19 protein-coding genes are annotated in these 22,029 nt (G+C 53.8%); 14 read left to right on the top strand and 5 right to left on the bottom strand.

Going from position 1 to position 22,029, the window contains the following annotated elements; genetic code table 11:
- Positions 1-33 precede the first annotated feature (33 nt).
- The 4 genes from carB to KJS40_RS02150 all read right to left on the bottom strand — a co-directional run bounded on the left by carB (position 34) and on the right by KJS40_RS02150 (position 6,565).
- Positions 34-3,321, bottom strand: coding sequence for a carbamoyl-phosphate synthase large subunit (carB, locus tag KJS40_RS02165; protein ID WP_244859660.1), 3,288 nt, complete (start codon positions 3,319-3,321; stop codon positions 34-36).
- Positions 3,322-3,530: 209 nt separating this feature from the next.
- Positions 3,531-4,670 (bottom strand): glutamine-hydrolyzing carbamoyl-phosphate synthase small subunit, encoded by a 1,140-nt coding sequence (carA, locus tag KJS40_RS02160; RefSeq protein WP_213538898.1) that lies wholly within the window; start codon positions 4,668-4,670, stop codon positions 3,531-3,533.
- Between the two features lie 155 nt (positions 4,671-4,825).
- Positions 4,826-5,641, bottom strand: coding sequence for a 4-hydroxy-tetrahydrodipicolinate reductase (gene dapB / locus KJS40_RS02155; protein ID WP_213538897.1), 816 nt, complete (start codon positions 5,639-5,641; stop codon positions 4,826-4,828).
- 177 nt (positions 5,642-5,818) lie between these two features.
- The gene (locus KJS40_RS02150) at positions 5,819-6,565 is read right to left on the bottom strand and encodes an outer membrane protein assembly factor BamE (protein WP_244859659.1); all 747 of its coding nucleotides are present in this window, start codon (positions 6,563-6,565) and stop codon (positions 5,819-5,821) included.
- A gap of 55 nt (positions 6,566-6,620) precedes the next feature.
- Here KJS40_RS02150 and fur point away from each other — a divergent pair, with 55 nt between their 5' ends.
- The 14 genes from fur (at position 6,621) to KJS40_RS02080 (ending at position 21,092) form a co-directional block, all read left to right on the top strand.
- Positions 6,621-7,076, top strand: a complete 456-nt coding sequence (fur, locus tag KJS40_RS02145) for a ferric iron uptake transcriptional regulator (protein ID WP_025040496.1) — start codon at positions 6,621-6,623, stop codon at positions 7,074-7,076.
- A 321-nt stretch (positions 7,077-7,397) separates the two neighbouring features.
- Positions 7,398-9,101, top strand: coding sequence for an acetolactate synthase 3 catalytic subunit (locus tag KJS40_RS02140; RefSeq protein WP_213538896.1), 1,704 nt, complete (start codon positions 7,398-7,400; stop codon positions 9,099-9,101).
- Positions 9,102-9,104: 3 nt separating this feature from the next.
- Entirely contained in the window at positions 9,105-9,596 is a 492-nt protein-coding gene (ilvN, locus tag KJS40_RS02135; protein WP_025040498.1) for an acetolactate synthase small subunit, read from the top strand.
- A gap of 79 nt (positions 9,597-9,675) precedes the next feature.
- Positions 9,676-10,692, top strand: coding sequence for a ketol-acid reductoisomerase (gene ilvC / locus KJS40_RS02130; protein WP_090455406.1), 1,017 nt, complete (start codon positions 9,676-9,678; stop codon positions 10,690-10,692).
- 280 nt (positions 10,693-10,972) lie between these two features.
- Positions 10,973-11,746: a CDP-diacylglycerol--serine O-phosphatidyltransferase gene (pssA, locus tag KJS40_RS02125; RefSeq protein ID WP_231623579.1), complete on the top strand. Its 774-nt coding sequence runs from the start codon at positions 10,973-10,975 to the stop codon at positions 11,744-11,746.
- Positions 11,743-13,383, top strand: a complete 1,641-nt coding sequence (gene pgi, locus KJS40_RS02120; protein ID WP_213538895.1) for a glucose-6-phosphate isomerase — start codon at positions 11,743-11,745, stop codon at positions 13,381-13,383. The genes pssA and pgi overlap by 4 nt, the downstream gene beginning before the upstream one ends.
- Positions 13,384-13,601: 218 nt before the next feature.
- A complete protein-coding gene (locus tag KJS40_RS02115; protein ID WP_244859658.1) occupies positions 13,602-14,063 on the top strand; it encodes a hypothetical protein in 462 nt (153 codons plus the stop codon).
- 11 nt (positions 14,064-14,074) lie between these two features.
- The gene (gene pgm, locus KJS40_RS02110) at positions 14,075-15,760 is read left to right on the top strand and encodes a phosphoglucomutase (alpha-D-glucose-1,6-bisphosphate-dependent) (RefSeq protein ID WP_213538894.1); all 1,686 of its coding nucleotides are present in this window, start codon (positions 14,075-14,077) and stop codon (positions 15,758-15,760) included.
- A 220-nt stretch (positions 15,761-15,980) separates the two neighbouring features.
- Entirely contained in the window at positions 15,981-16,244 is a 264-nt protein-coding gene (locus tag KJS40_RS02105) for a cation transporter (RefSeq protein ID WP_213538893.1), read from the top strand.
- Positions 16,245-16,351: 107 nt separating this feature from the next.
- Positions 16,352-17,371, top strand: a complete 1,020-nt coding sequence (gene gnd / locus KJS40_RS02100; protein WP_213538892.1) for a phosphogluconate dehydrogenase (NAD(+)-dependent, decarboxylating) — start codon at positions 16,352-16,354, stop codon at positions 17,369-17,371.
- A gap of 1 nt (position 17,372) precedes the next feature.
- Positions 17,373-18,782 carry a glucose-6-phosphate dehydrogenase gene (gene zwf, locus KJS40_RS02095; RefSeq protein ID WP_213538891.1) on the top strand — a complete coding sequence of 470 codons (1,410 nt, stop codon included), beginning with the start codon at positions 17,373-17,375 and terminating at the stop codon, positions 18,780-18,782.
- Between the two features lie 190 nt (positions 18,783-18,972).
- A complete protein-coding gene (locus tag KJS40_RS02090) occupies positions 18,973-19,812 on the top strand; it encodes a carbonic anhydrase family protein (RefSeq protein ID WP_213538890.1) in 840 nt (279 codons plus the stop codon).
- Between the two features lie 393 nt (positions 19,813-20,205).
- Positions 20,206-20,661 carry a hypothetical protein gene (locus tag KJS40_RS02085; RefSeq protein ID WP_213538889.1) on the top strand — a complete coding sequence of 152 codons (456 nt, stop codon included), beginning with the start codon at positions 20,206-20,208 and terminating at the stop codon, positions 20,659-20,661.
- A gap of 110 nt (positions 20,662-20,771) precedes the next feature.
- A complete protein-coding gene (locus KJS40_RS02080) occupies positions 20,772-21,092 on the top strand; it encodes a hypothetical protein (protein WP_213538888.1) in 321 nt (106 codons plus the stop codon).
- Between the two features lie 274 nt (positions 21,093-21,366).
- Here the strand turns inward: KJS40_RS02080 and KJS40_RS02075 are convergent, their stop codons facing one another.
- The gene (locus KJS40_RS02075; protein WP_213538887.1) at positions 21,367-21,768 is read right to left on the bottom strand and encodes a hypothetical protein; all 402 of its coding nucleotides are present in this window, start codon (positions 21,766-21,768) and stop codon (positions 21,367-21,369) included.
- Positions 21,769-22,029 lie beyond the last annotated feature (261 nt).

Genomic DNA, 22,029 nt, shown 5'->3' with positions numbered 1-22,029 from the left:
TTTGTATTCGGTTTCGTTGATCGATCTATTTCGCTAAATTTGCGGCAAGTCCGTTCCCTGCGCCTTGAACGGCACATTCCCATCTCCATCTGCATGAAAGGATGCCGCTGGCCTCACTCCTCGCAATCCGTGAAGTGTTTGTAAACTGTAGGCTTGCAACTCCTGCATGCTTGCCATGCCGATGCAGGCAGCGCGTGCGCCTGCCAGCGTAGTGTAATAGGTTACCCTTGCCTGCAACACGGCATGACGGATCGAGTAAGAGTCGTGAATCGCGCTCCGCTTGTCTTCCACAGTATTGATAATCAAAGCCATCTCACCGTTTTTGATCATGTCCACTATGTGTGGGCGCCCTTCCGCCATCTTGTTTACCGGCGTTACGGCCAGCCCGGCCGAACTCAGGACTGTTGCGGTACCACGGGTAGCATAAAGCGTGAATCCCAGTTGCGCAAGATTGCGTGCAATTTCCACCACGCGAGGCTTATCCGTTTGGCGGACGCTGATGAAGACTTTACCCGAGAGCGGGAGTTTTACGCCGGCGGCCAGTTGCGATTTCACAAACGCTTCGGCAAACGTTTGCCCCACTCCCATCACTTCACCGGTAGACTTCATTTCGGGTCCGAGTATGGTATCCACACCAGGAAATTTTATAAAAGGAAAGACAGCTTCCTTTACGGAATAATAGTAGGGAATGAATTCCTTGATCACACCCTGGCGTGCAAGCGTTATCCCCGTCATGCAGCGCGCAGCAATTTTTGCCAATTGCAATCCGGTGGCTTTGGATACGAAAGGCACGGTACGAGAGGCTCTCGGATTTACCTCGAGTACGTAAACGGTATCACCCTGAATGGCAAATTGCACATTCATCAATCCTACGACCTTGAGCGCGCGCGCCATTGCCGAAGTCTGGCGGCGTAGCTCATCCTGGATTGAAGCTGACAGGTTGAAAGGCGGCAACGAACATGCCGAATCGCCTGAATGCACACCGGCCTGCTCGATGTGTTCCATGATTCCCCCGATCAGCACGGTTTCGCCATCGCAAATCGCATCCACATCCACTTCCACTGCGTCGTTCAGAAAATGATCCAGCAGCACCGGCGAATCGTGCGAAACCTTCACCGCCTGGTGCATGTACCGTTCAAGATGTGCTTGCTCGTGGATGATTTCCATGGCTCGCCCTCCCAGTACGTAACTGGGACGAACCACCAGCGGATAACCGATTTCGCCGGCAGCGGCAATCGCTGCTTCCGCATTTCGCGCGATACGGTTTGGTGGTTGTTTCAGCCCAAGCTGATGCAGCATTTTCTGAAAACGCTCCCGATCCTCGGCACAGTCGATCATGTCCGGGCTGGTACCGATAATCGGGACCCCGTTAGCCTCGAGATCGCGCGCAAGCTTCAGCGGCGTCTGCCCGCCATATTGCACGATTACACCCAACGGCTTCTCCACCGCAACGATCTCGAGTACGTCCTCCAAAGTCAGAGGCTCGAAATAAAGCCGATCCGAAGTATCGTAATCGGTCGAAACCGTCTCGGGATTACAGTTGACCATGATAGTCTCGAAACCATCCTCGCTTAAGGCCAGCGCTGCATGAACACAGCAGTAATCGAATTCGATACCCTGACCGATACGGTTGGGGCCGCCCCCCAGTACCATGATCTTCTTCCTGTCACTCGGCAGCGCTTCACATTCCTCTTCGTAGGTGGAGTACATATAAGCAGTACGGGCAGCAAACTCGGCGGCGCAGGTGTCGACCCGCTTGTATACCGGACGCAGGCCGAACTGGTGTCGTCGGGCGCGAACTGCCTCCTGTGTCACATTCATCAGCTTCGCCAGGCGCTGATCGGAGAAACCGCTACGTTTCAGTTTACGCAATGCCTGCAGATCAAATGTATCCAGAGGTCTTCCGGCAACGGACTGTTCCTGCCTTACCAGATCTTCGATCTGGGCCAGGAACCAGGGATCGATACGCGTATGCTCGTGAATTTCGTCAAAAGCCATGCCGCAACGAAACGCGTCGGCAACAAACCAGATCCGGTCCGGGCCCGGATCAGCCAGCTCGGCTGCGATCGTTTCAATATCCGCCGTTTTCTCATCCAATCCGTCTACGCCGATCTCTAGTCCACGCAGGGCTTTTTGAAAAGATTCCTGAAAAGTTCGCCCAATCGCCATGACCTCGCCCACCGACTTCATCTGTGTGGTGAGGCGATCATTGGCCTGGGGAAATTTCTCAAAAGCGAAACGCGGTATTTTGGTGACGACATAATCGATGGAGGGCTCGAATGATGCCGGCATCGCCCCGCCGGAAATGTCGTTCCTGAGTTCATCCAGTGTATAACCCACCGCGAGCTTGGCCGCCACCTTGGCGATGGGAAATCCCGTCGCCTTCGAAGCCAGCGCGGAGGAGCGCGATACCCGCGGATTCATCTCGATTACAAGCATGCGTCCGTCCTGCGGGCTGATAGCAAACTGCACATTGGAACCGCCTGTTTCCACCCCTATTTCGCGCAACACCGCTATCGATGCATTACGCATGATCTGGTATTCCCTGTCGGTCAGGGTCTGTGCCGGCGCTACGGTGATGGAGTCTCCGGTGTGCACCCCCATGGGATCGAGGTTTTCAATGGCGCAGATGACGATGCAATTGTCTTTCGTATCGCGTATTACCTCCATTTCGAATTCTTTCCAGCCGATGACCGATTCCTCGATCAACAATTCCCGTGTAGGCGAAGCTTCCAGCCCGCGTTCGCAGATATCCAGAAATTCCTCGCGGTTGTATGCGATACCGCCGCCGCTACCACCCATGGTAAATGACGGACGAATAATAGCTGGATAACCTACCATTGCCTGTACCTGCAGCGCTTCCTCCAAACTATGGGCAATGGCGGAACGTGCCGAACTCAACCCGATACGGGTCATTGCCTGCTTGAATTTCTCGCGATCCTCGGCCTTGTCGATAGCGTCGCGCGAAGCACCGATCAGCTCGACACCGTATTTTTGAAGCACGCCATTCTTGGCCAGGTCGAGAGCACAATTCAACGCCGTCTGTCCGCCCATCGTCGGCAATAGCGCATCCGGGCGCTCGATGGCGATAATCTTTTCCACCATAGGCCAGATAATGGGCTCGATATAGGTGGCATCCGCCATTTCCGGATCGGTCATGATGGTTGCAGGATTGGAATTCACCAGGATGATGCGATAACCTTCCTCCCGCAACGCCTTGCACGCCTGGGTACCGGAATAATCGAACTCGCATGCCTGCCCGATAATGATAGGCCCCGCACCGATAATGAGGATGGATTTTATGTCGTTACGTTTAGGCATGGCTGCAGTGAAATTTTTGGGGTGACGTCGATACGCTGCCTCAGGAAACGCTGGCTAAATTCCATAAGAAGTGCGTTTCGGCAAAATCGGAATAATCGCAGGGCGCATTGCGGACAGTAGCCGGATTTCTCCCTCTGGTGGTGCCAAGGAATACAATGCAGTGAGCGCCCGTGCCGGACCTATTCAGGAGTCTCTTTCATATTTGTATTTCACCCGTTTTTTTCCATCAATCCGATAAATTTATCGAATAAATAATCCAGATCGTGAGGCCCAGGACTTGCCTCAGGATGTCCCTGAAAGCAGAATGCACGCTGGCCGATCAACTCGAATCCCTGCAAGCTGCCGTCAAATAACGACAGATGCGTAACGCGTGCATTCTTCGGCAGGGTATCGATATCCACCGCAAAGCCGTGGTTCTGGCTGGTAATCGCTACCGTGCCACTGTCCAGATCCTTCACGGGGTGATTGGCGCCGTGGTGGCCGAATTTCATCTTTACGGTCTTGGCCCCACTCGCCAACCCCAGCAGTTGGTGTCCCATACAAACACCAAAGATGGGTACCTCTTCTTCAAGCAATCTTCTGATTGTGGAAATTGCGTAATCGCAGGGCTCCGGATCGCCAGGTCCATTGGAAAGAAATACACCGTCGGGCCGCAGTGCCAGAATTTCGTCAGCGGTGGTTTGAGCAGGAAGAACCGTAACCTTGCAGTGGCGTTGCGCCAATTTGCGGAGCATGTTGCGCTTAACGCCAAAATCCACCGCGGCGACATGAAAGCGGGGGTTCTTATCGATCTGGTAATCGCACCCCAACCTCCATTCACCTTCGTTCCATTCGTAAGGCTGAGTGCAACTCACGACTTTCGCCAGATCCATTCCCATCAGCCCGGGAAATTCCCGGGCGCGTTTCAGCGCTTCAGCTTCATCGGGAAAACCTGCCATGATACAGGCTGACTGCGCACCTTTTTCGCGCAAGATACGCGTAAGCTTGCGTGTATCAATATCCGCAATCGCCACCACGCCATGTTGCCTGAGGTATTCCGGCAAGGTCTGGGTCTGTCTCCAATTACTTGAGACGAGGGAAAGATCCCGGATTACCAGGCCCGCGGCATATACGCGATCGGTGTTGCCGGATTCCACATCATCCGGATTGGTACCCGTATTGCCAATGTGCGGATAAGTCAACGTAATGATCTGCCGGCAATACGAAGGATCAGTCAGTATTTCCTGGTAGCCGGTCATGGAAGTGTTGAATACGACTTCCCCCGTACTGACGCCTTCAAGGCCGATAGAAATGCCGCGGAAAACTGTGCCGTCGGCGAGTGCGAGAACGGCATGCGGACGTTGTGACACGGGAGACTCCTGCGAATGAGACAAGACATGAAAATGGGACAAGCTGTCATTGTCCCATTTTATAAGTGCGAGATTATACTTCGAAAAGCGGCTTCAGTGAAACTGCCGCCGTATCATATGACCGCGAAGGCGTGAGCAGCATACCTGGCACAGGATTAATCGTGTAATCCCAGCACATCTTGCATATCAAACAATCCGCTCTGTCTGTCGGCAAGAAATTGCGCAGCACGCAGCGCGCCTTCGGCGAAAGTTGCGCGACTGCCAGCCTTGTGTGAAATCTCGATGCGCTCGCCTGTCCCTGCAAACATCACGATATGATCGCCAACGATATCTCCGCCGCGCACAGTGGCGAAACCAATGGTGCCAGGCGCCCGCTCGCCGGTATTGCCTTCACGTGCGTAGACCGCGATTTCGGAGAGCTCTCTGCCGAGCGCGCCTGCGATTACCTCGCCCATCTGCAACGCAGTACCGGACGGCGCGTCAACCTTGTGCCGATGATGGGCCTCGATAATTTCTATGTCGTAACCCGTGTTCAGGTTCAATGCCTTGGCCGCTGTCTCCAGCAGTTTGAAAGTAACGTTCACACCCACACTCATATTGGGAGCGAATACAATTGATATGTCTTTTGATGCGGCTTTGAGTTCTTCTTTTTGTTCAGCCGAAAAACCGGTCGTGCCGATTACCATTTTAACCCCCGCCGCACGGCACGCCGCCAGGTGCGCAAGCGTCCCTTCAGGCCGGGTGAAATCAATCAGCACATCGGTTGCCCGCAACCCCGGAGCAACATCATCGGTAATGGCAATGCCACACGGCGCACCGGCTAGCTCCCCCGCATCCCTTCCGAGAAATGGGCTCCCGGTACGCTCCAGCGCGGCGCTCAATTGCATGCCCGGGGCCTGGGCGATAGCCTCCAGCAAAGCTCGCCCCATCCGGCCCGAACTTCCAGCGATGGCAATTTTCAATGTCGTCATTATTCTAAATCCGGCGGTTGAACGGGAGGAGCGAGCTCACCAAAAAAGTGAAGCTCGCGAAGCACGAAAAATCCTTTTCGGTTATAGCGCTTAACTGAAAAGAGCTGAAAAATGAGCGATCAACTGCCGGATTCAGGTTTATCTCAGGAATCTTTTTTCGGATAACCCAGGGTAATCCTATTCTTTCGGCAGGTCTGCTTCCATATTACCCAAATCCGCTGCTGGCGACGGCACCAGCCTGGGACCGCGTTTTTCCGGCTCCGGCAAACTTGAAGCCTCATTCACCTTGGGAATTCCACTCGACGCAGCCATACTGGTGGCAGCAGCCGCCGTTTCGCCCTGGGCGGCGATATCGCTGGAACCGGGAATACTGGGTTCCTCTTTATTGGGAGCGGGAGTATCGGTCACTGCGTAAGTCACGGCTTGGGAACCGTCCTCCTTGCTCGACGCGGGGATATCGCCGGGGACTTGATCAGCGCCCTCCTTCCTGGTCATTTGAGCGTTGCTTTCTTCCTTGACCACGGGCCTGGTTGACTCGCCCGGCATGGAAGGCTCGGTTGACGGCGGTTGAACAAAAGCAAGCGAAGGCGTAAAAGTGCCATTTGTGCTCACCAGTTTATCGCCTTCAAAAAAAACTGCCAGATGTCTTTGTTCGACCAGCTTCCCCCTCTGCTCGAGGCGATATACATAATCCCAGCGGTTTTCATGGAAAGCGTCACTAATCATGGGAGAGCCCAGCGCAAAGCGTACCTGCGACCGAGTCATGCCGGGCTTTAGTTTGTTCACCATTTCCTGGGTAATGACATTCCCCTGCTGGATTTCGATTTTGTAGATCAAAGATGGAACAGACGAACATCCGGCGAGCAATAGCAAACCGACCAACGTGAGTATTCTTGCGCGCATCGCGACGACGTAGGTTTCCAAAGCGAACTCAACGTTATATGATACAGCAAATAATCTAATGGATGGATATAGAGCTATGAGTAAGCCAAACAATCTCAAGACCATGGGCTTGAAGGCCACGCTGCCGCGCCTTAGAATACTCAGTTTGTTCGAAAGCAGCACGGTGCGCCATCTCTCGGCCGAGGATGTTTACAGAACCCTCATCGGAGAAGGGGAAGACATCGGTCTCGCCACCGTGTACCGGGTGCTAACCCAATTCGAGCAGGCGGGGTTGCTCGAACGTCACCATTTCGAGGGTGGCAAGGCAGTGTTCGAACTTGCCAGCGACGCTCACCACGACCATCTGGTTTGCCTGCAATGCGGCAGGGTGGAAGAATTTTACGACGCTGAAATCGAGAGGCGTCAAATTAAAATCGCCAAAGATCGAGGCTTTGCCATACATGAGCACTCGCTTTCCCTTTACGCGGATTGTATTAAACCTGCTTGCCCGCATCGAAAAACCGAAGAAAAGGGCGGGAACGTGAAAAGTTGAGTTTAATTTTTTTCTGAAGCGCGCAGATTCAGGCTATAGTTATGCACTTGAGCGCTCTGGATATCGATTCTTCAGCCTGGAAAACGCTGAGATTCGGCTTGCTCCATTCACGGTCTGCTGAATTTACCGTGTTCCTCGTCCTCAACTGATTGGGGCAGTCTGTTCGATAAATCAACTTTCAAGGCATACGCGGTTATCAACCTGCCGTGCTCCCGCTGACCCCTTGGCAAAGCAGTTGACCAACGACCGCCTAAACATTACTGTTCAGCTTTTATTCAAATATTTTTTTGCTGTCACTCAACATTGGAAATTCAAGAAAGCATGAGCACGGAATTGACGGGCGCTGAGATTGCAGTGCGTTGCTTGCAAGAAGAAGGGGTAGACTATATTTTTGGCTACCCCGGCGGCGCCGTACTGTTCATTTATGACGAATTATTCAAGCAGGACAAGGTCAAGCACGTGCTGGTGCGGCATGAGCAAGCGGCGGTGCATGCAGCGGATGGCTACGCTCGCTCCAGTAATAAGGTAGGGGTGGCGCTGGTGACATCCGGACCCGGCGTGACGAACGCCGTGACCGGTATCGCCACCGCTTATATGGACTCGATTCCCCTGGTCATCATCAGCGGGCAAGTGCCAACCTATGCCATCGGATTGGATGCATTTCAGGAAGTGGATACCGTCGGCATCACACGTCCCTGCGTTAAACATAATTTTCTGGTTAAGGATATCACTGAACTGGCCGCAACCATCAAGAAGGCGTTCTATATTGCTTCCACAGGCCGCCCTGGGCCGGTGCTGGTGGATATTCCAAAGGATGTGAGCCAGCAGAAAACAGAATTTGATTATCCCGCGAACGTCACCATGCGCTCCTACAACCCGATCACAAGGGGACACGCCGGACAAATCAAGAAAGCGGTACAACTGATACTGGAAGCCAAACGTCCGATGATCTACGCGGGCGGCGGCGTCATCCTGAGCGACGCGGCGCCACAACTGACCGATATGGTGCGAATGCTGGGTTTCCCCTGCACCAATACCCTGATGGGATTGGGTGGTTATCCCGCAACCGACAAGCAGTTTGTCGGCATGCTGGGCATGCACGGCACCTATGAAGCCAACATGGCGATGCAGCATTGCGACGTGTTGGTGGCCGTGGGCGCCCGCTTCGATGATCGAGTCATAGGCAACCCCAAGCATTTTTCCAATGAAGACCGAAAAATAATACACATAGATATAGATCCTTCATCTATTTCAAAACGTGTGAAGGTGGATATTCCCATTGTCGGCAACGTCTCCGATGTCCTGGACGAGTTGATAAAATTAATCAAAGTGCGCAAGGGAAAGCCTGATCAGGTTGCTCTCGATGCGTGGTGGGCGCAGATCGATCTATGGCGCGCACGCGATTGCCTCAAGTATGACCGCGCAAGCTCGATTATCAAGCCGCAGATGGTAATTGAAAAACTATACGAGGTAACCGGAGGCAATGCTTTCATTACCTCGGATGTGGGCCAGCACCAGATGTGGGCAGCCCAGTTCTATAAATTCGACCTGCCGAGGCGATGGATTAATTCCGGCGGTTTGGGAACCATGGGCTTTGGTCTTCCGTCAGCAATGGGCGTGCAGTTTGCCCATCCCGGGGAAATGGTGGCTTGTGTCACCGGCGAGGCCAGCATCCAGATGTGTATTCAGGAATTATCCACCTGCAAGCAGTATAACCTGCCGCTGAAGATCATTAATTTGAACAATCGTTACATGGGGATGGTGCGGCAATGGCAACAATTTTTCCATGGGAATCGTTATGCTGAATCCTATATGGATGCACTGCCCAACTTCGTCAAACTGGCGGAGAGCTATGGTCATGTCGGCATGCAGATCGAACGACCCGGCGACGTGGAAAGCGCGTTGCAAGAGGCCTTCAAACTCAAGGACCGGCTGGTATTCATGGATTTCATAACGGACCAGACCGAGAATGTTTTTCCCATGGTGCCTGGCGGAAAAGGTCTCTCCGAAATGATTCTGGTATAAACAATGCGACATATCATTTCTCTCTTGATGGAAAACGAAGCGGGTGCGCTGTCTCGCGTAGCCGGCCTGTTCTCGTCACGTGGCTACAATATTGAATCGCTGACTGTCGCCGCCACCGAAGACCCGACCCTGTCTCGCATGACGCTCGTTACCGTGGGATCGGATGACGTGGTCGAGCAGATAACCAAGCAACTGAACAAACTCATTGAAGTGGTCAAGGTGGTGGATCTGAGCGAAGGCGATCATATCGAACGCGAACTTATGCTGATGAAAGTACGCGCGGTAGGAAAGGACCGCGATGAGATAAAGCGCATGGCTGATATTTTTCGTGGCCGCATCATTGATGTGACTGATAAATCGTATACGATCGAACTGACCGGCACCGGTTCCAAACTTGACGCATTTCTTGAGGCAATGGAGCAGGGCGCGATCCTGGAGACGGTGCGGACGGGCGCCTCCGGCATCGGCCGTGGTGAACGGATTTTGAAGGTGTAACAGCGCTCTGCGAAATAGCGGAATATTTCCGCTATCGCCGTGCCCTGACGTATTTCTATTTTTGAGCAGAAAGGAAACCATGAACGTTTATTACGATAAAGATGCCGACTTGTCGCTCATCAAGGACAAGAAGGTTACTATTGTGGGCTACGGCTCGCAGGGCCACGCCCATGCCAATAACCTGAGCGACTCCGGCGTGACGGTGACGGTCGGCTTGCGCAAGGGGGGAGCCTCCTGGAGCAAAGCGGAAAAGGCCGGCCTTACTGTAAAAGAAGTGGCGGAAGCCGTGAAGGAGGCCGATGTCGTAATGGTGCTGTTGCCCGATGAGCAGATCGGCGCCGTTTATGCAGCGGAAATCGAGCCCAATCTCAAGGAAGGCGCCACGCTTGCGTTTGCTCATGGCTTCAATATTCATTATGGCCAGGTCTCGCCAAGAGAAGATCTCGACGTCATCATGATCGCTCCCAAAGGTCCGGGCCATCTGGTGCGATCGACCTACACCCAGGGTGGCGGCGTACCGTCACTCATTGCCGTGCATCAGGACAAGTCAGGCAGGGCGCGAGACCTGGCGCTATCCTATGCCGCAGCCAACGGGGGCACGCGCGGGGGAGTGATAGAAACCAACTTCCGCGAGGAGACCGAAACCGATCTCTTCGGCGAGCAGGTCGTGCTGTGCGGAGGTCTTACCGCTTTGATTCAGGCTGGCTTCGAAACGCTGGTTGAAGCAGGATACGCGCCGGAGATGGCCTATTTCGAATGCCTTCACGAGGTGAAGCTGATCGTCGATTTAATCTACGAAGGCGGCATTGCCAATATGCGCTACTCCATCTCCAACAATGCCGAGTACGGAGACATTTCGCGCGGCCCACGCATCGTTACCGATGCTACCCGGGATGAAATGCGTAAGGTATTGCATGAAATTCAGACGGGTGAATATGCCCGTGAATTTATTCTGGAAAATCGTGCCGGCGCGCCCATGCTGAAAGCCAGCCGTCGCCTTGCATCAGCTCATCAGATCGAAACGGTTGGGGCGAAATTGCGCAGCATGATGCCTTGGATCAACAAGAACAAGCTGGTTGATCAGGCAAAAAACTAGGAAACAAAGGAACAGCGGCTGAATCAATACGGTGTTTTCACATCTTCCGCTTTGCTCGAGGCCTTGCAAAGCGGAAGCCGCCAGTTAAAACGACTGTCGCATCGCTGTCGAATTCGGGGGAAGCTTATGAAAAGTTGCCGGATTGCTTGTTAATGCGGATAGTCGGGCGCTTAATGTCGGGAATCTCCCAATTTCGGGTCCCGCACAGCTATTCGCAGCTACTGTTTACGACAAATTCATGAGCGCCTAACATGCATCAGTCTCCTATGGGATTGCACACATGATGCATGATCCTCATCCACGCCTCATACTCAAATCCAAACTGCGCCGTCGCGGCATTTATTTACTACCCAACCTGTTTACCACCGCGGCCTTGTTTGCCGGATTTTATGCCATCGTGCAGGCGATGAACGGCCGTTTTGAACATTCCGCGGTCTCCATTTTCATTGCAATGGTACTCGACGGTCTGGACGGCCGGGTAGCCCGGTTGACTCATACGCAAAGTGAATTTGGGGCGGAGTACGACAGCCTGTCCGACATGGTGTCATTCGGCGCTGCACCCGCATTGGTCATATACGAATGGGCCTTGAAAGGCATGGGTAAACTGGGATGGATTGCGGCGTTTATATATTGCGTCTGTGCCGCGCTTCGCCTGGCGCGTTTCAATACCAACATAGAAGTCGTCGATAAGCGGTTTTTTCAGGGACTACCCAGCCCCGCCGCCGCCGCGCTGATTGCAGGGCTGGTCTGGGTAGTGCTAGACTTTGGCATAGCGGGTACGGATATCCGATGGCTCGCTTGGTGTATCACCTTATTCGCGGGCCTCACAATGGTCAGTAATATCCCCTATTACAGCGGCAAGGAAATCAATTTACGCAAAACCGTGCCATTCGTTACCGTTTTGCTGCTGGCGCTGTTTTTTTTCGTTTTGATTCCAAGTCATCCACCGGTTGTGCTGTTCTGCCTCTTTTTGCTTTATGCCTTGTCGGGCTATGTCATGTGGATGTGGCGGTTCACCAAGAGAAAAAAAATACCTGATGGACCGCAGCCATGACCTCATTCGCGGCGCAGACTCTGACCGGTCGTCCCGCGTGGAAAGCGCTGGAAGCGCATTATGCGTCGGTTAAAGCCCTGCATCTGCGTCAGCTTTTCGCGGATGACCCCACACGCGGCGAGCGGTTTACGGCCGAAGCCGCCGGAATTTACCTGGACTATTCGAAAAACCGGATAACCGGCGAAACGCTCCGGCTGCTTGTCCGGCTTGCCGAGGAATGCAACTTGCGTGATCGCATCAACGCAATGTTTAGGGGCGATCCAATCAATTTGTCCGAGCAGCGTCCCGCGTTGCATATTGCCCTACGCGCACCGAAGGGTGAACAAATCCGTGTCAATGGCATTGACGTAGTACCCGAGGTGCAGGCGGTACTGGATCGGATGGGCGATTTCTCCGACAAGTTGCGCACCGGGCGGTGGCGTGGATATACCGGCAAGCGAATTTGCAATGTTGTCAACGTCGGCATAGGCGGTTCCGATCTCGGTCCGGTGATGGCCTATGAAGCGCTGCGTTATTACAGTTTGCGCGACCTGAATTTCCGTTTTATATCCAACGTGGACGGCACGGATTTCAAGGAAGCCACAAGGGATATCGATCCGGAAGAAACGCTATTCATCGTCTGCTCGAAGACCTTTACCACGAAAGAAACGCTCGCAAACGCCAATTCGGCGCGTGAATGGGTTCTGGATAAGATAAAAGACGACCGTGCGGTGGCCAGGCACTTTGTCGCTGTCTCGACAAATGCGGACGAAGTGGCCAAATTCGGTATCGATACGGGCAACATGTTCGGTTTTTGGGATTGGGTAGGTGGGCGCTATTCGATGGATTCAGCGGTCGGCCTCTCGACGATGATCGCCATCGGGCCCAAGAATTTCCGTGCCATGCTGGCAGGCTTTCACACCATGGATCAGCACTTCCTCACTGCTCCGATCGAGAAAAACCTGCCCGCCCTCATGGGGTTGCTTGCCATCTGGTACAACAATTTTTTCCAGGCACAGACAATTGCCGTACTGCCGTACGAGCAATACCTCAAGAGGTTTCCGGCTTATCTGCAGCAACTCACGATGGAGAGCAACGGCAAGAGCGTTACGCTCGATGGCGCCCGTGTCGATTACCAGACGTCGCCCATTGTCTGGGGCGAACCCGGCACCAATGGTCAGCACTCTTTTTATCAGCTCATACACCAGGGTACCCGCCTGATCCCATGTGACTTCATCGGTTTTTGCCAGACTTTGCAGCCACTGGGTAATCATCACGACTTGCTCATGGCCAACCTGTTCGCACAGACTGAAGCACTGGCATTCGGAAAGACCCCGGACGAAGTGAAAGCGGAGGGGATTCCGGACTGGTTATGTCCCCATCGAAGCTTCGAAGGAAACCGTCCAACCAGCACCATCCTCATCGAGCGCCTCACGCCTTACGCGCTGGGCACATTGGTAGCCCTTTATGAACATAGTGTTTTTACACAGGGATCGATCTGGAACATCGACTCGTTTGACCAATGGGGCGTCGAATTGGGCAAGGCGTTGGCCAAGCGCATCATGCCGGAATTGGAGAGTATCAGCGAGTTGCCGCTGAAACATGACAGCTCGACCAATGCACTGATACAACGCTACAACCAGCAAAAAATGAAATAGCTGCACGTCCCCCATCACGCGATCCCACCTTGCCCGATAGTTGGTATATGGAATAATAAGTTTTTTAATAACTCTGCAATTCAGCGGACTACAATACTTTCATATAGATAGCGATAGGCCGATTCTGCAAACGGCGGACACAAGAGCGGGAGGCTAAAAGTTTAAAGGGGCAAATCTTTTTCAGGCAAGCGTAGTGGCTTGCTCCACTGGAACCATGCATGACCCAACAAACGCAATCAGACCAGCTTTGTATCGATACGCTTCGCACCTTGCCGATCGATGCGGTGCAGCAGTCAAACTCCGGTTACCCCGGAACACCGATGGGCGCGGCACCAACAGCATATTGCCTCTGGCAGCGCTTTCTTCGCTACGATCCATGCGACCCCGAATGGCTGAATCGCCGCCGCTTCGTGCTTTCGGCCGACCATGCCTCGGCCTTGCTCTACAGCCCTCTCTATTTGACTGGTGTAAAAGCGACGAGTCCTCGTTATGACCAGGCTGCAGGCTGCCCGTCACGCTTGACGACCTCAAGCGCTTCCGGCAGGTGGGAAACCGCTGCACGGGGCACCCGAATGCGACTGGACCTCCGGTATCAAAACCGCTACCGGCTCGCTCGGGCAGGGCGTGAAGGGACGCTAAAATCCCGGTTGACGCTCTTGCGTCGGTTACCGGCACAGTGAAGAGAGGCAACATGACCGCTGAAAAAATTACTGAAAAGATCAGTCCGCTGGCGGGAAAACCTGCCCAACCGGCAATGCTGGTGGACGTACCCAAGCTTGTTACCGCTTATTACGCGCTGATTCCCGATTGGACGGTGCCGGTACAAAGGGTCGCATTCGGCACCTCGGGACATCGCGGGTCTTCACTGGAAGCAAGCTTCAATGAGTGGCACATCCTGTCTATCACCCAGGCGATTTGTCTGTATCGTCAACGGCAATGCATCGATGGTCCACTATTTCTTGGTATCGACACGCATGCGCTTTCTGAGCCGGCATATGCCAGCGCACTTGAGGTACTGGCCGCCAATGGCGTTGAAGTCATGCTGGCAAAAAACGGCGAATATACGCCTACACCCGCTGTGTCCCACGCCATACTGACGTATAACCGGGGACGGACGAACAGATTTGCGGATGGCATTGTCATTACGCCTTCTCACAACCCGCCTGAGAGTGGCGGCTTTAAGTACAATCCGCCGCACGGTGGGCCGGCGGGCGTTGAAATCACTGGCTGGATCGAATCCCGGTCCAATGAGTTCCTGGAAAAGAATCTGGCAGAAGTAAAAAGAATGCGTTTTGAAAGCGCGTTGCGCGCCTCTACGACGCACCAGCATGACTTTCTCAACACTTACGTGAACGATCTTCACAACGTAATCGATGTAGACGTCATACGCGGCACGAATATCAGCATGGGAGTCGATCCGCTTGGCGGCGCCGGAATTCACTACTGGAGTGCAATTGCGGACCACTACCGGCTTAATCTCGCGGTGGTGAACAACATTGTCGATCCAACCTTCCGCTTCATGACAATCGATTGGGACGGCAAAATTCGCATGGACCCGTCGTCCCGCTACGCCATGCAAGGCCTGATCAATTTGAAGGATCGCTACGACATTGCCTTCGCTTGCGATACTGACCATGATCGGCACGGCATCGTAACCCGAAGCGCGGGCCTGCTGCCGGCGGACCATTATCTTTCGGTAGCTGTTTATTATTTACTCCAGTATCGTCCAAAATGGGGTAACGGCATTGCGATAGGCAAAACAGTGGTGAGCAGTCAGATTATCGACAGGGTGACCGCGAAACTGGGCCGGAAACTCTACGAAGTTCCGGTCGGTTTCAAATGGTTCGCAAATGGGTTGTGCGACGGCTCGCTCGGTTTTTGCGGTGAGGAAAGCGCGGGCGCATCTTTCCTCCGCCTGGACGGTACGGTCTGGACGACGGACAAGGATGGAATCATTCCAGCGTTGCTATCGGCCGAGATCACCTCGCGCATGGGACGTGACCCCGGTGAGATATACCGCCAGCTTGAAGAAGAATTCGGCCATTCCGTTATTAAACGCATCGATGCACCCGCCACTCGGGAACAAAAAGGACTGCTGGCTAAACTTTCTCCAAAGCAGGTCCACTCCTCGGACCTAGCCGGTGAAAAGATAAAGGATATTCTCACCCGGGCGCCGGGGAATCATGCGCCTATCGGCGGCATCAAGGTTATCGCTGAAAATGGATGGTTCGCGGCGCGCCCGTCCGGTACCGAAGATATCTTTAAAATTTATGCGGAAAGCTTCCGGGGAACGGATCACCTGCATCATATCGTGGAGGAGGCGCAGGCAATTGTCGGTGATGCGCTTGCTGCAGCGTCGCATGGTGAACCCGCCTGAGACATTAATGAAGTAATTCGATTCCAGCCACTTTATCACCTTGGTTCAGCCGGGGGGGGAACTTAAATGGAAGTTGCTTGCTTGGTTCAGGCGTGTTCCCCCGGAGATGCGGGCGTAGAGAGGGATCGAAAATGTTTTGCTGAAATCCTGCTTTTGGTGGGGAAAGCAACTATTCCCGCTGCTCCTCAGCACTTCAATCCCAAATGGTGGCGGCAACGATATGGCTTCCGGTTCGCCGAAAACGAAACTCGTCATTTACTTGGCTATCATAGGCAATCTTGCGATCGCCTTGATGAAATTCCTGGCTGCGGCGCATACCGGCAGTTCGGCCATGCTGTCCGAAGGCATTCATTCCACGGTCGAGGTCGACACCGACAATCAACTATTGCTGCTCCTGGGCGTCAATCGCAGCCATCAGCCGGCGGATTCCCGGCACCCCTATGGATATGGCACAGAACGTTACTTCTGGAGCCTGACGAGGTAGCGCCGACGACATAATGAAAATCGAAAGGCGCAGGCGGAAGATATGCCGTACGTTCGAACCAACTTAGCGTGCACGGAATTCGATTCTTAACTGCAAGGAGGATCAAGATGCAAATCGGGATGATCGGACTAGGACGTATGGGTATCAACATGGCGGCGCGCCTGATACAAGCCGGAAGTGAATGCGTGGTTTACGACCCTCGCACCGAAGCTGTCCAGGAACTGGAGCAGAAAGGCGCCATCGGAGCGGACTCGCTGGAAGATTTGATCGCTCGTCTGGCCAAGCCGCGCGTGGTGTGGTTGATGGTGCCTGCAGCCGCGGTTGATGCAATTCTTTCAAAACTGGTACCTCTTGTAGAAGCGAACGACATTATCATCGACGGCGGCAATTCCTATTACCACGACGATATCAGGCGTGGCGCCGAACTACGGTCCAAGGGGATTCATTACGTCGACGTGGGAACAAGCGGGGGCGTTGCGGGCCGTGAGCGCGGATACTGCCTTATGATCGGCGGGGAAAACCGGATTGTCGATCATCTCGATCCGATCTTTGCCGCACTGGCGCCCGGGATCGGGGCAGCGCCGCGTACCTTCGGCCGCAACAGAACCGGCAGCACTGCCGAGCAAGGCTATCTTCACTGTGGACCGTACGGTGCCGGTCATTTCGTCAAAATGGTCCATAACGGAATTGAATATGGCCTGATGGCGGCCTACGCCGAAGGCCTGAATATCCTGCACAGCGCCAACGCCGGCAAGGCGGCACACGATACAGACGCCGAAACGGCGCCGATGCGCAATCCCGAATTCTACCAGTATGAGCTGGATCTTCCGGAAATCGCGGAAGTCTGGCGTCGTGGCAGCGTTGTGGCATCGTGGCTGCTCGATCTGACAGCGGAGGCCTTGATCGAGGATGCAGATCTCACCAAATTTTCGGGACGCGTGTCGGATTCGGGCGAGGGACGCTGGACCACGCTGGCGGCCGTTGACGAGGGTGTGCCGGTGCCGGTGATCGCTGCGGCGCTTTTCAGCCGTTTTGAATCCCGCGGCAATGCCGACTATGCCGACCGGTTGCTCTCGGCGATGCGGAAGCGATTTGGTGGACATGACGAGAAAAAAGGAACGAGCTGAGATGGACGAGGGAAATAAGCCAAACGACGGAGAAGCTGCGTCCGATGCGCTGGTGCTGTTCGGCGTGACGGGCGACCTCGCGTACAAGAAGATTTTTCCGGCACTTTATGCGATGTCAAAGCAAGGCTCCCTGGATGTACCCGTCATCGGCGTGGCCTCGTCGCCTTGGGATATCGCCCAGCTTCGCAGCAGGGTAGCGGAAGCTGTAAAACAGTCCGGAAAGATCGATGACCAGCCTGCGCTTGACAGTCTTCTTTCGTTGTTCCGATACGTTTCCGGCGATTACAATAATCCGGAAACTTTCAAAGTGCTCAAGCAGGCACTGGGAAGTGCCAAGCGGCCGGCGCATTACCTCGCCATACCCCCGTCTCTTTTCGCTACCGTTATAAAAAGCCTGGGTGCCACCGGCCTGGCCGATGGTGCCAGAGTCATCGTCGAGAAGCCGTTTGGACGCGACCTCGCCTCTGCACGCGAGCTCAACCGCACTGCGCGCGGAGCATTTCCGGAAAACTCCATTTTCCGCATTGACCATTTCCTGGGGAAGGAGGCGATAATGAATATCCTCTACTTCCGCTTCGCCAACTCGTTCCTGGAACCGATCTGGAACCGGAACTATATAGCCGGTATCCAGATAACGCTGGCCGAGGATTTTGGCGTAGAGGGACGTGGGGGATTTTACGAATCCGCAGGTTGCCTGCGCGACGTGGTTCAAAACCACATTTTCCAGATCATTGCGCTGCTTGCCATGGAGCCGCCGACATACAGGGGCTTCGGCGCGGTTCAAGGCGAAAAAGCGAACGTGTTCCGCGCAATGCGGCCGTTGAGTCCGGATGACCTGGTGCGGGGTCAATATGCCGGTTATCGCGAGGAAGCAGACGTAGCAAAAGACTCGGACGTTGAAACATTTTGCGCTTTGCGTCTATTTATCGACTCCTGGCGCTGGGGTGGGGTCCCCTGGTATTTGCGCTCAGGCAAATTTCTCGCCAAAACAGTCACGGAAGTTCTTGTCCAGCTAAAACCCCCGCCGCAGGCGCTTTTTGCCGACTCGATACCTGACCTTCGAACTTGCGGCGCCAACTACCTGCGCTTCCAGCTTTCCCCTGTTTCCACCATCGCTATCGCTGCACGCGTCAAACGTGCGGGAAAAGAATTTATCGGCGACAAGCGGGAACTCTGCCTGGTCGAAGAACATTTTGGACAGGAATTGCCTTACGAACGGCTGTTGCATGACGCCATGAGAGGCGACGGAGCGTTGTTCACGCGGGAGGATACAGTAGAGGCCGCCTGGGCAACGCTCGATGATGTCCTGAAGACACATCATCCAGTCATTCCCTACGCACGTGGAAGCTGGGGACCCGAAGCCACGGATGCGTTGATGGCACCCGATAATTGCTGGCACAACCCGAAGTAGGGAATCTGATATGAAACAAGCAACCAAGCCCTTCGATAATGACAAGCGGCTTAATACCTAAGCAAGTAGGGTTAACGCATTCTTAACATTTAGGCGACTGTTTTTTCACACCGGGCATGTTATTTTTAAATCGCATAACGTCATACCCATGCCCTTCATTTCAAGCATCACACTTTTGAGGACACTTACCATGAACGCACCATTGACTCGGTTATTACCGCTGGCATCGATTGTTTCCGCCCTTTTCCTCTACGGCCTGCCTGCAGCGCATGCGGCTCCCCAGCAAAGTCCCATTGATATCACTGCGGCGAATACAAAATTCGAGACGCTATCGCCGATGCAGTTTAACTTGAGCTCCGACACTACGCTAAACGTGATCAACAATGGTTCGCCTAATGAGTTCGCAACCGCCGCCAGAGCCATTGTTCCCGTTGGTGCTGGATCAATGACAGTGGATGGAGATACCTATCAACTGGCCCAGTTTCACTTCCATACACCCGCAGAGCATCTGGAGAATGGCAAGGTATTTCCCATGGAAATGCATCTGGTATTTGAAGACGCAAGCAAGCACATTCTCGTCGTCGGCCGGTGGATCGAGGTAGGTGCGTCCAATGCCGCGCTTGAACCCATTTTCTCCGATTTGCCCAAGACCACGACACAGACGCATGTTTTCAACCACTTTGATTTGAACGCCCTGCTGCCGACCAACCTGGAATCCTTCCGCTATGATGGCTCACTCACGACGCCTAAATTCGACGAGGGTGTAAAATGGATCGATCTCGCTCAGCCGCTGCAAATGTCCGCGGCTGAAATCAATGCGTATAGTTCGCTTTTCCCAAATGGCGACGCACGGGAGATTCAGGATCTTAACGGGCGCATCGTGCTCACGGATGTACCGGGCTTCGCCGCCGCGGTTCCCGAGCCGGAAACCTATGCCATGCTGCTGGTTGGGCTGGGGCTGATAGGCTTTGTCGCAAACCGCAAAAACGCACGCGTGGGCAAACCGGGGCTTGTCGGGTCTATTGCGTAAGCGCCCGAAGCCGGTTAAATACTATATGCGTCCACCATCACGAGATGGTGGACAGCCAACCCTCTTCCATTCCAATTTCCTGCTGATAATCTGATTTTCGCACTAACCCGGAACGCACGACTCTGTTCGTCACCCAATCCTTCTCGTCTTCTTTTCCTGTTTACCTTTGAATCTTTCGCTCATGTCAGGAAGCAGGAATGCATCAAGCATTCAATGGTTGGAACCTGAATGCTCCTCTCCCGATCCAACCTCCGCATTCGCTGGTTGTTCATTGCGGTTATGGCGCAAAATTTATGAACGTAAGGCTGCCAGTTGGGTCTACTTGCGTTAAGATTCGATAAACAGGCGTAATATTTCATTTTTGTCTTCTCCCGACCTGAATAAAAGGAACCTATGAAACATTCTTTCATTCTGAAAAACCCCGCAACCCGGTCTTTAATAATTGCCGGAATCCTGATTCTCGGCACGGTCGGAATATCCCACGCACAGACTACACAGACTGATATGGTCGCACAAGGTGGAGCCCATTTGCTTGCGCAGGCTGGCTCGAGCACCGGGCAGCCGGCTTCAGGCTGGAAAGATCCTGTAACAGGCCAGGCTACCACTCCCGAAGGTAATACTGCTGCGCCTGCTCAGGCTGCACCTGCCCAGGCTGCGTCGGGCCAAACAGATTCTTCATCAGGCTGGTCAGCAGCCGGGCAACAGACATCTGACTCGTGCCAGCACGCCACTCCCGAGCAGGAAAGTTTTCTCTGCAAGGTCGTGCGTATCCTGTATCGGGCTGAGTCGCCGCGCGGGCCTAACCGCGACATAGACGAAAACGTCTCTGTCGGCGGTGCTGGCGGTTGATTTTGCGGTCAGGGGATATCGGACACGTTGACGAAAGGAGAACTGACATAAAACATATTTTTTGCGCAAGAAAAAATGCAGCGGTTTGCTATATGTTGGTTGCTGCCATCATGATTCTCCTTCCGATAAATCCGCTTCAGGCGCAGACGGACGGAGAGCCTTCCGCGCCCCGGGAAGAGAACGGCAAGGCCACCTGTCAGGACGTTTCGCCGCCAGGAAGCGGAAATTCGACACCCGTGGAGGATGCGCCTGATCAGGCAAGCGCAACAAGCAAGACCTGTGAAGAGCAGGCAGCCACAAGCTGGACTACGCCGCCGAAGGAAAGCCTGCTTAAAAAAATTCTAAGAGTTCTCTACGGACCTAATACGCCTCCTGGCCCGAACACAGACGTGGATACGAATATTTCAGCGGGAGGAGCGGCGGGAGGGTAATTCCTGGTTAAGTTTGCAACTTGCAAAAACGGGATGAGATACCATGCTTCGAGGCGGGAGACGTTGCAACGAGGCATCGCGAGGCGGAGGGCAGCGAAGACTCCGGTTGGAAATTGCTACTAAAGCCATGCAATGATTAGTCGATGGAAATTTCGGAGCACCGTCTCCCATCTTGTTGCATGTTCAACAATCGAGTTATAGAGCAAAGTTGGCTGACAGCGAAAGCGCAATACGCCGCCGCGTGCTGCGGCAGCAGAACAAATTTCCATTATTTTTATTCCTTCAGCGTCGTGACTTCATCGATCTTATTGTCCTGATCGTATGAAACCTCGTATGCCATCTCATCGCCGCTAAAGATCGCTTCCGCGGGGGTACCGACAACCTCCCACAACCCGAATGTCGCTACATCGGCAGCGCCATGAACCAGCGCCCTGCCAGCTTTTGCTCCCGTGCTATAGCCTTGAACGAACTTGAAAATTTCGTATTTCCTTCCACTTCGCGTTTCTGACACGGCGGGCGCGCCAAATTCGCCAAGAAGCACGCTTCTGGGCGTCCCTACCCTGAACAAATCCACATTCTTCTTGTCCGGCTGGTCAATCGCCATGAACACGGAGCATCCGGAGCTAAAAAACAACAGTGCCGCAAAAAGAAATCCTGCCAGATGTTTGTACATCATGTCTTAACTCTCGATGGTCGACCTCGCGTTCTGCGCTCGCCAATTCCAGACCGCGTGCCTGCGATCCGGTAATAATGCAGCTTACGGCAAAGTATAAGACTAGGTTTGAATGCGGGTTTTTTACGGTAAGCCGGAGCTTATGCGGTCGCTTGTAAAGCGTACCAAGCATGACATAGACCTATTAATGCAAACCGGTGATAGCGATCATATCACCGTAAATTTACCCGCTACACACTAAACCTTCCAGGACACGATAACCAC

It is taken from the genome of Nitrosospira sp. NRS527 (assembly GCF_018406445.1).
GTDB lineage: Bacteria > Pseudomonadota > Gammaproteobacteria > Burkholderiales > Nitrosomonadaceae > Nitrosospira > Nitrosospira briensis.
The sequence above is the reverse complement of the archived record's forward strand: the minus strand, read 5'-3'. Positions and strand labels throughout refer to the sequence as shown.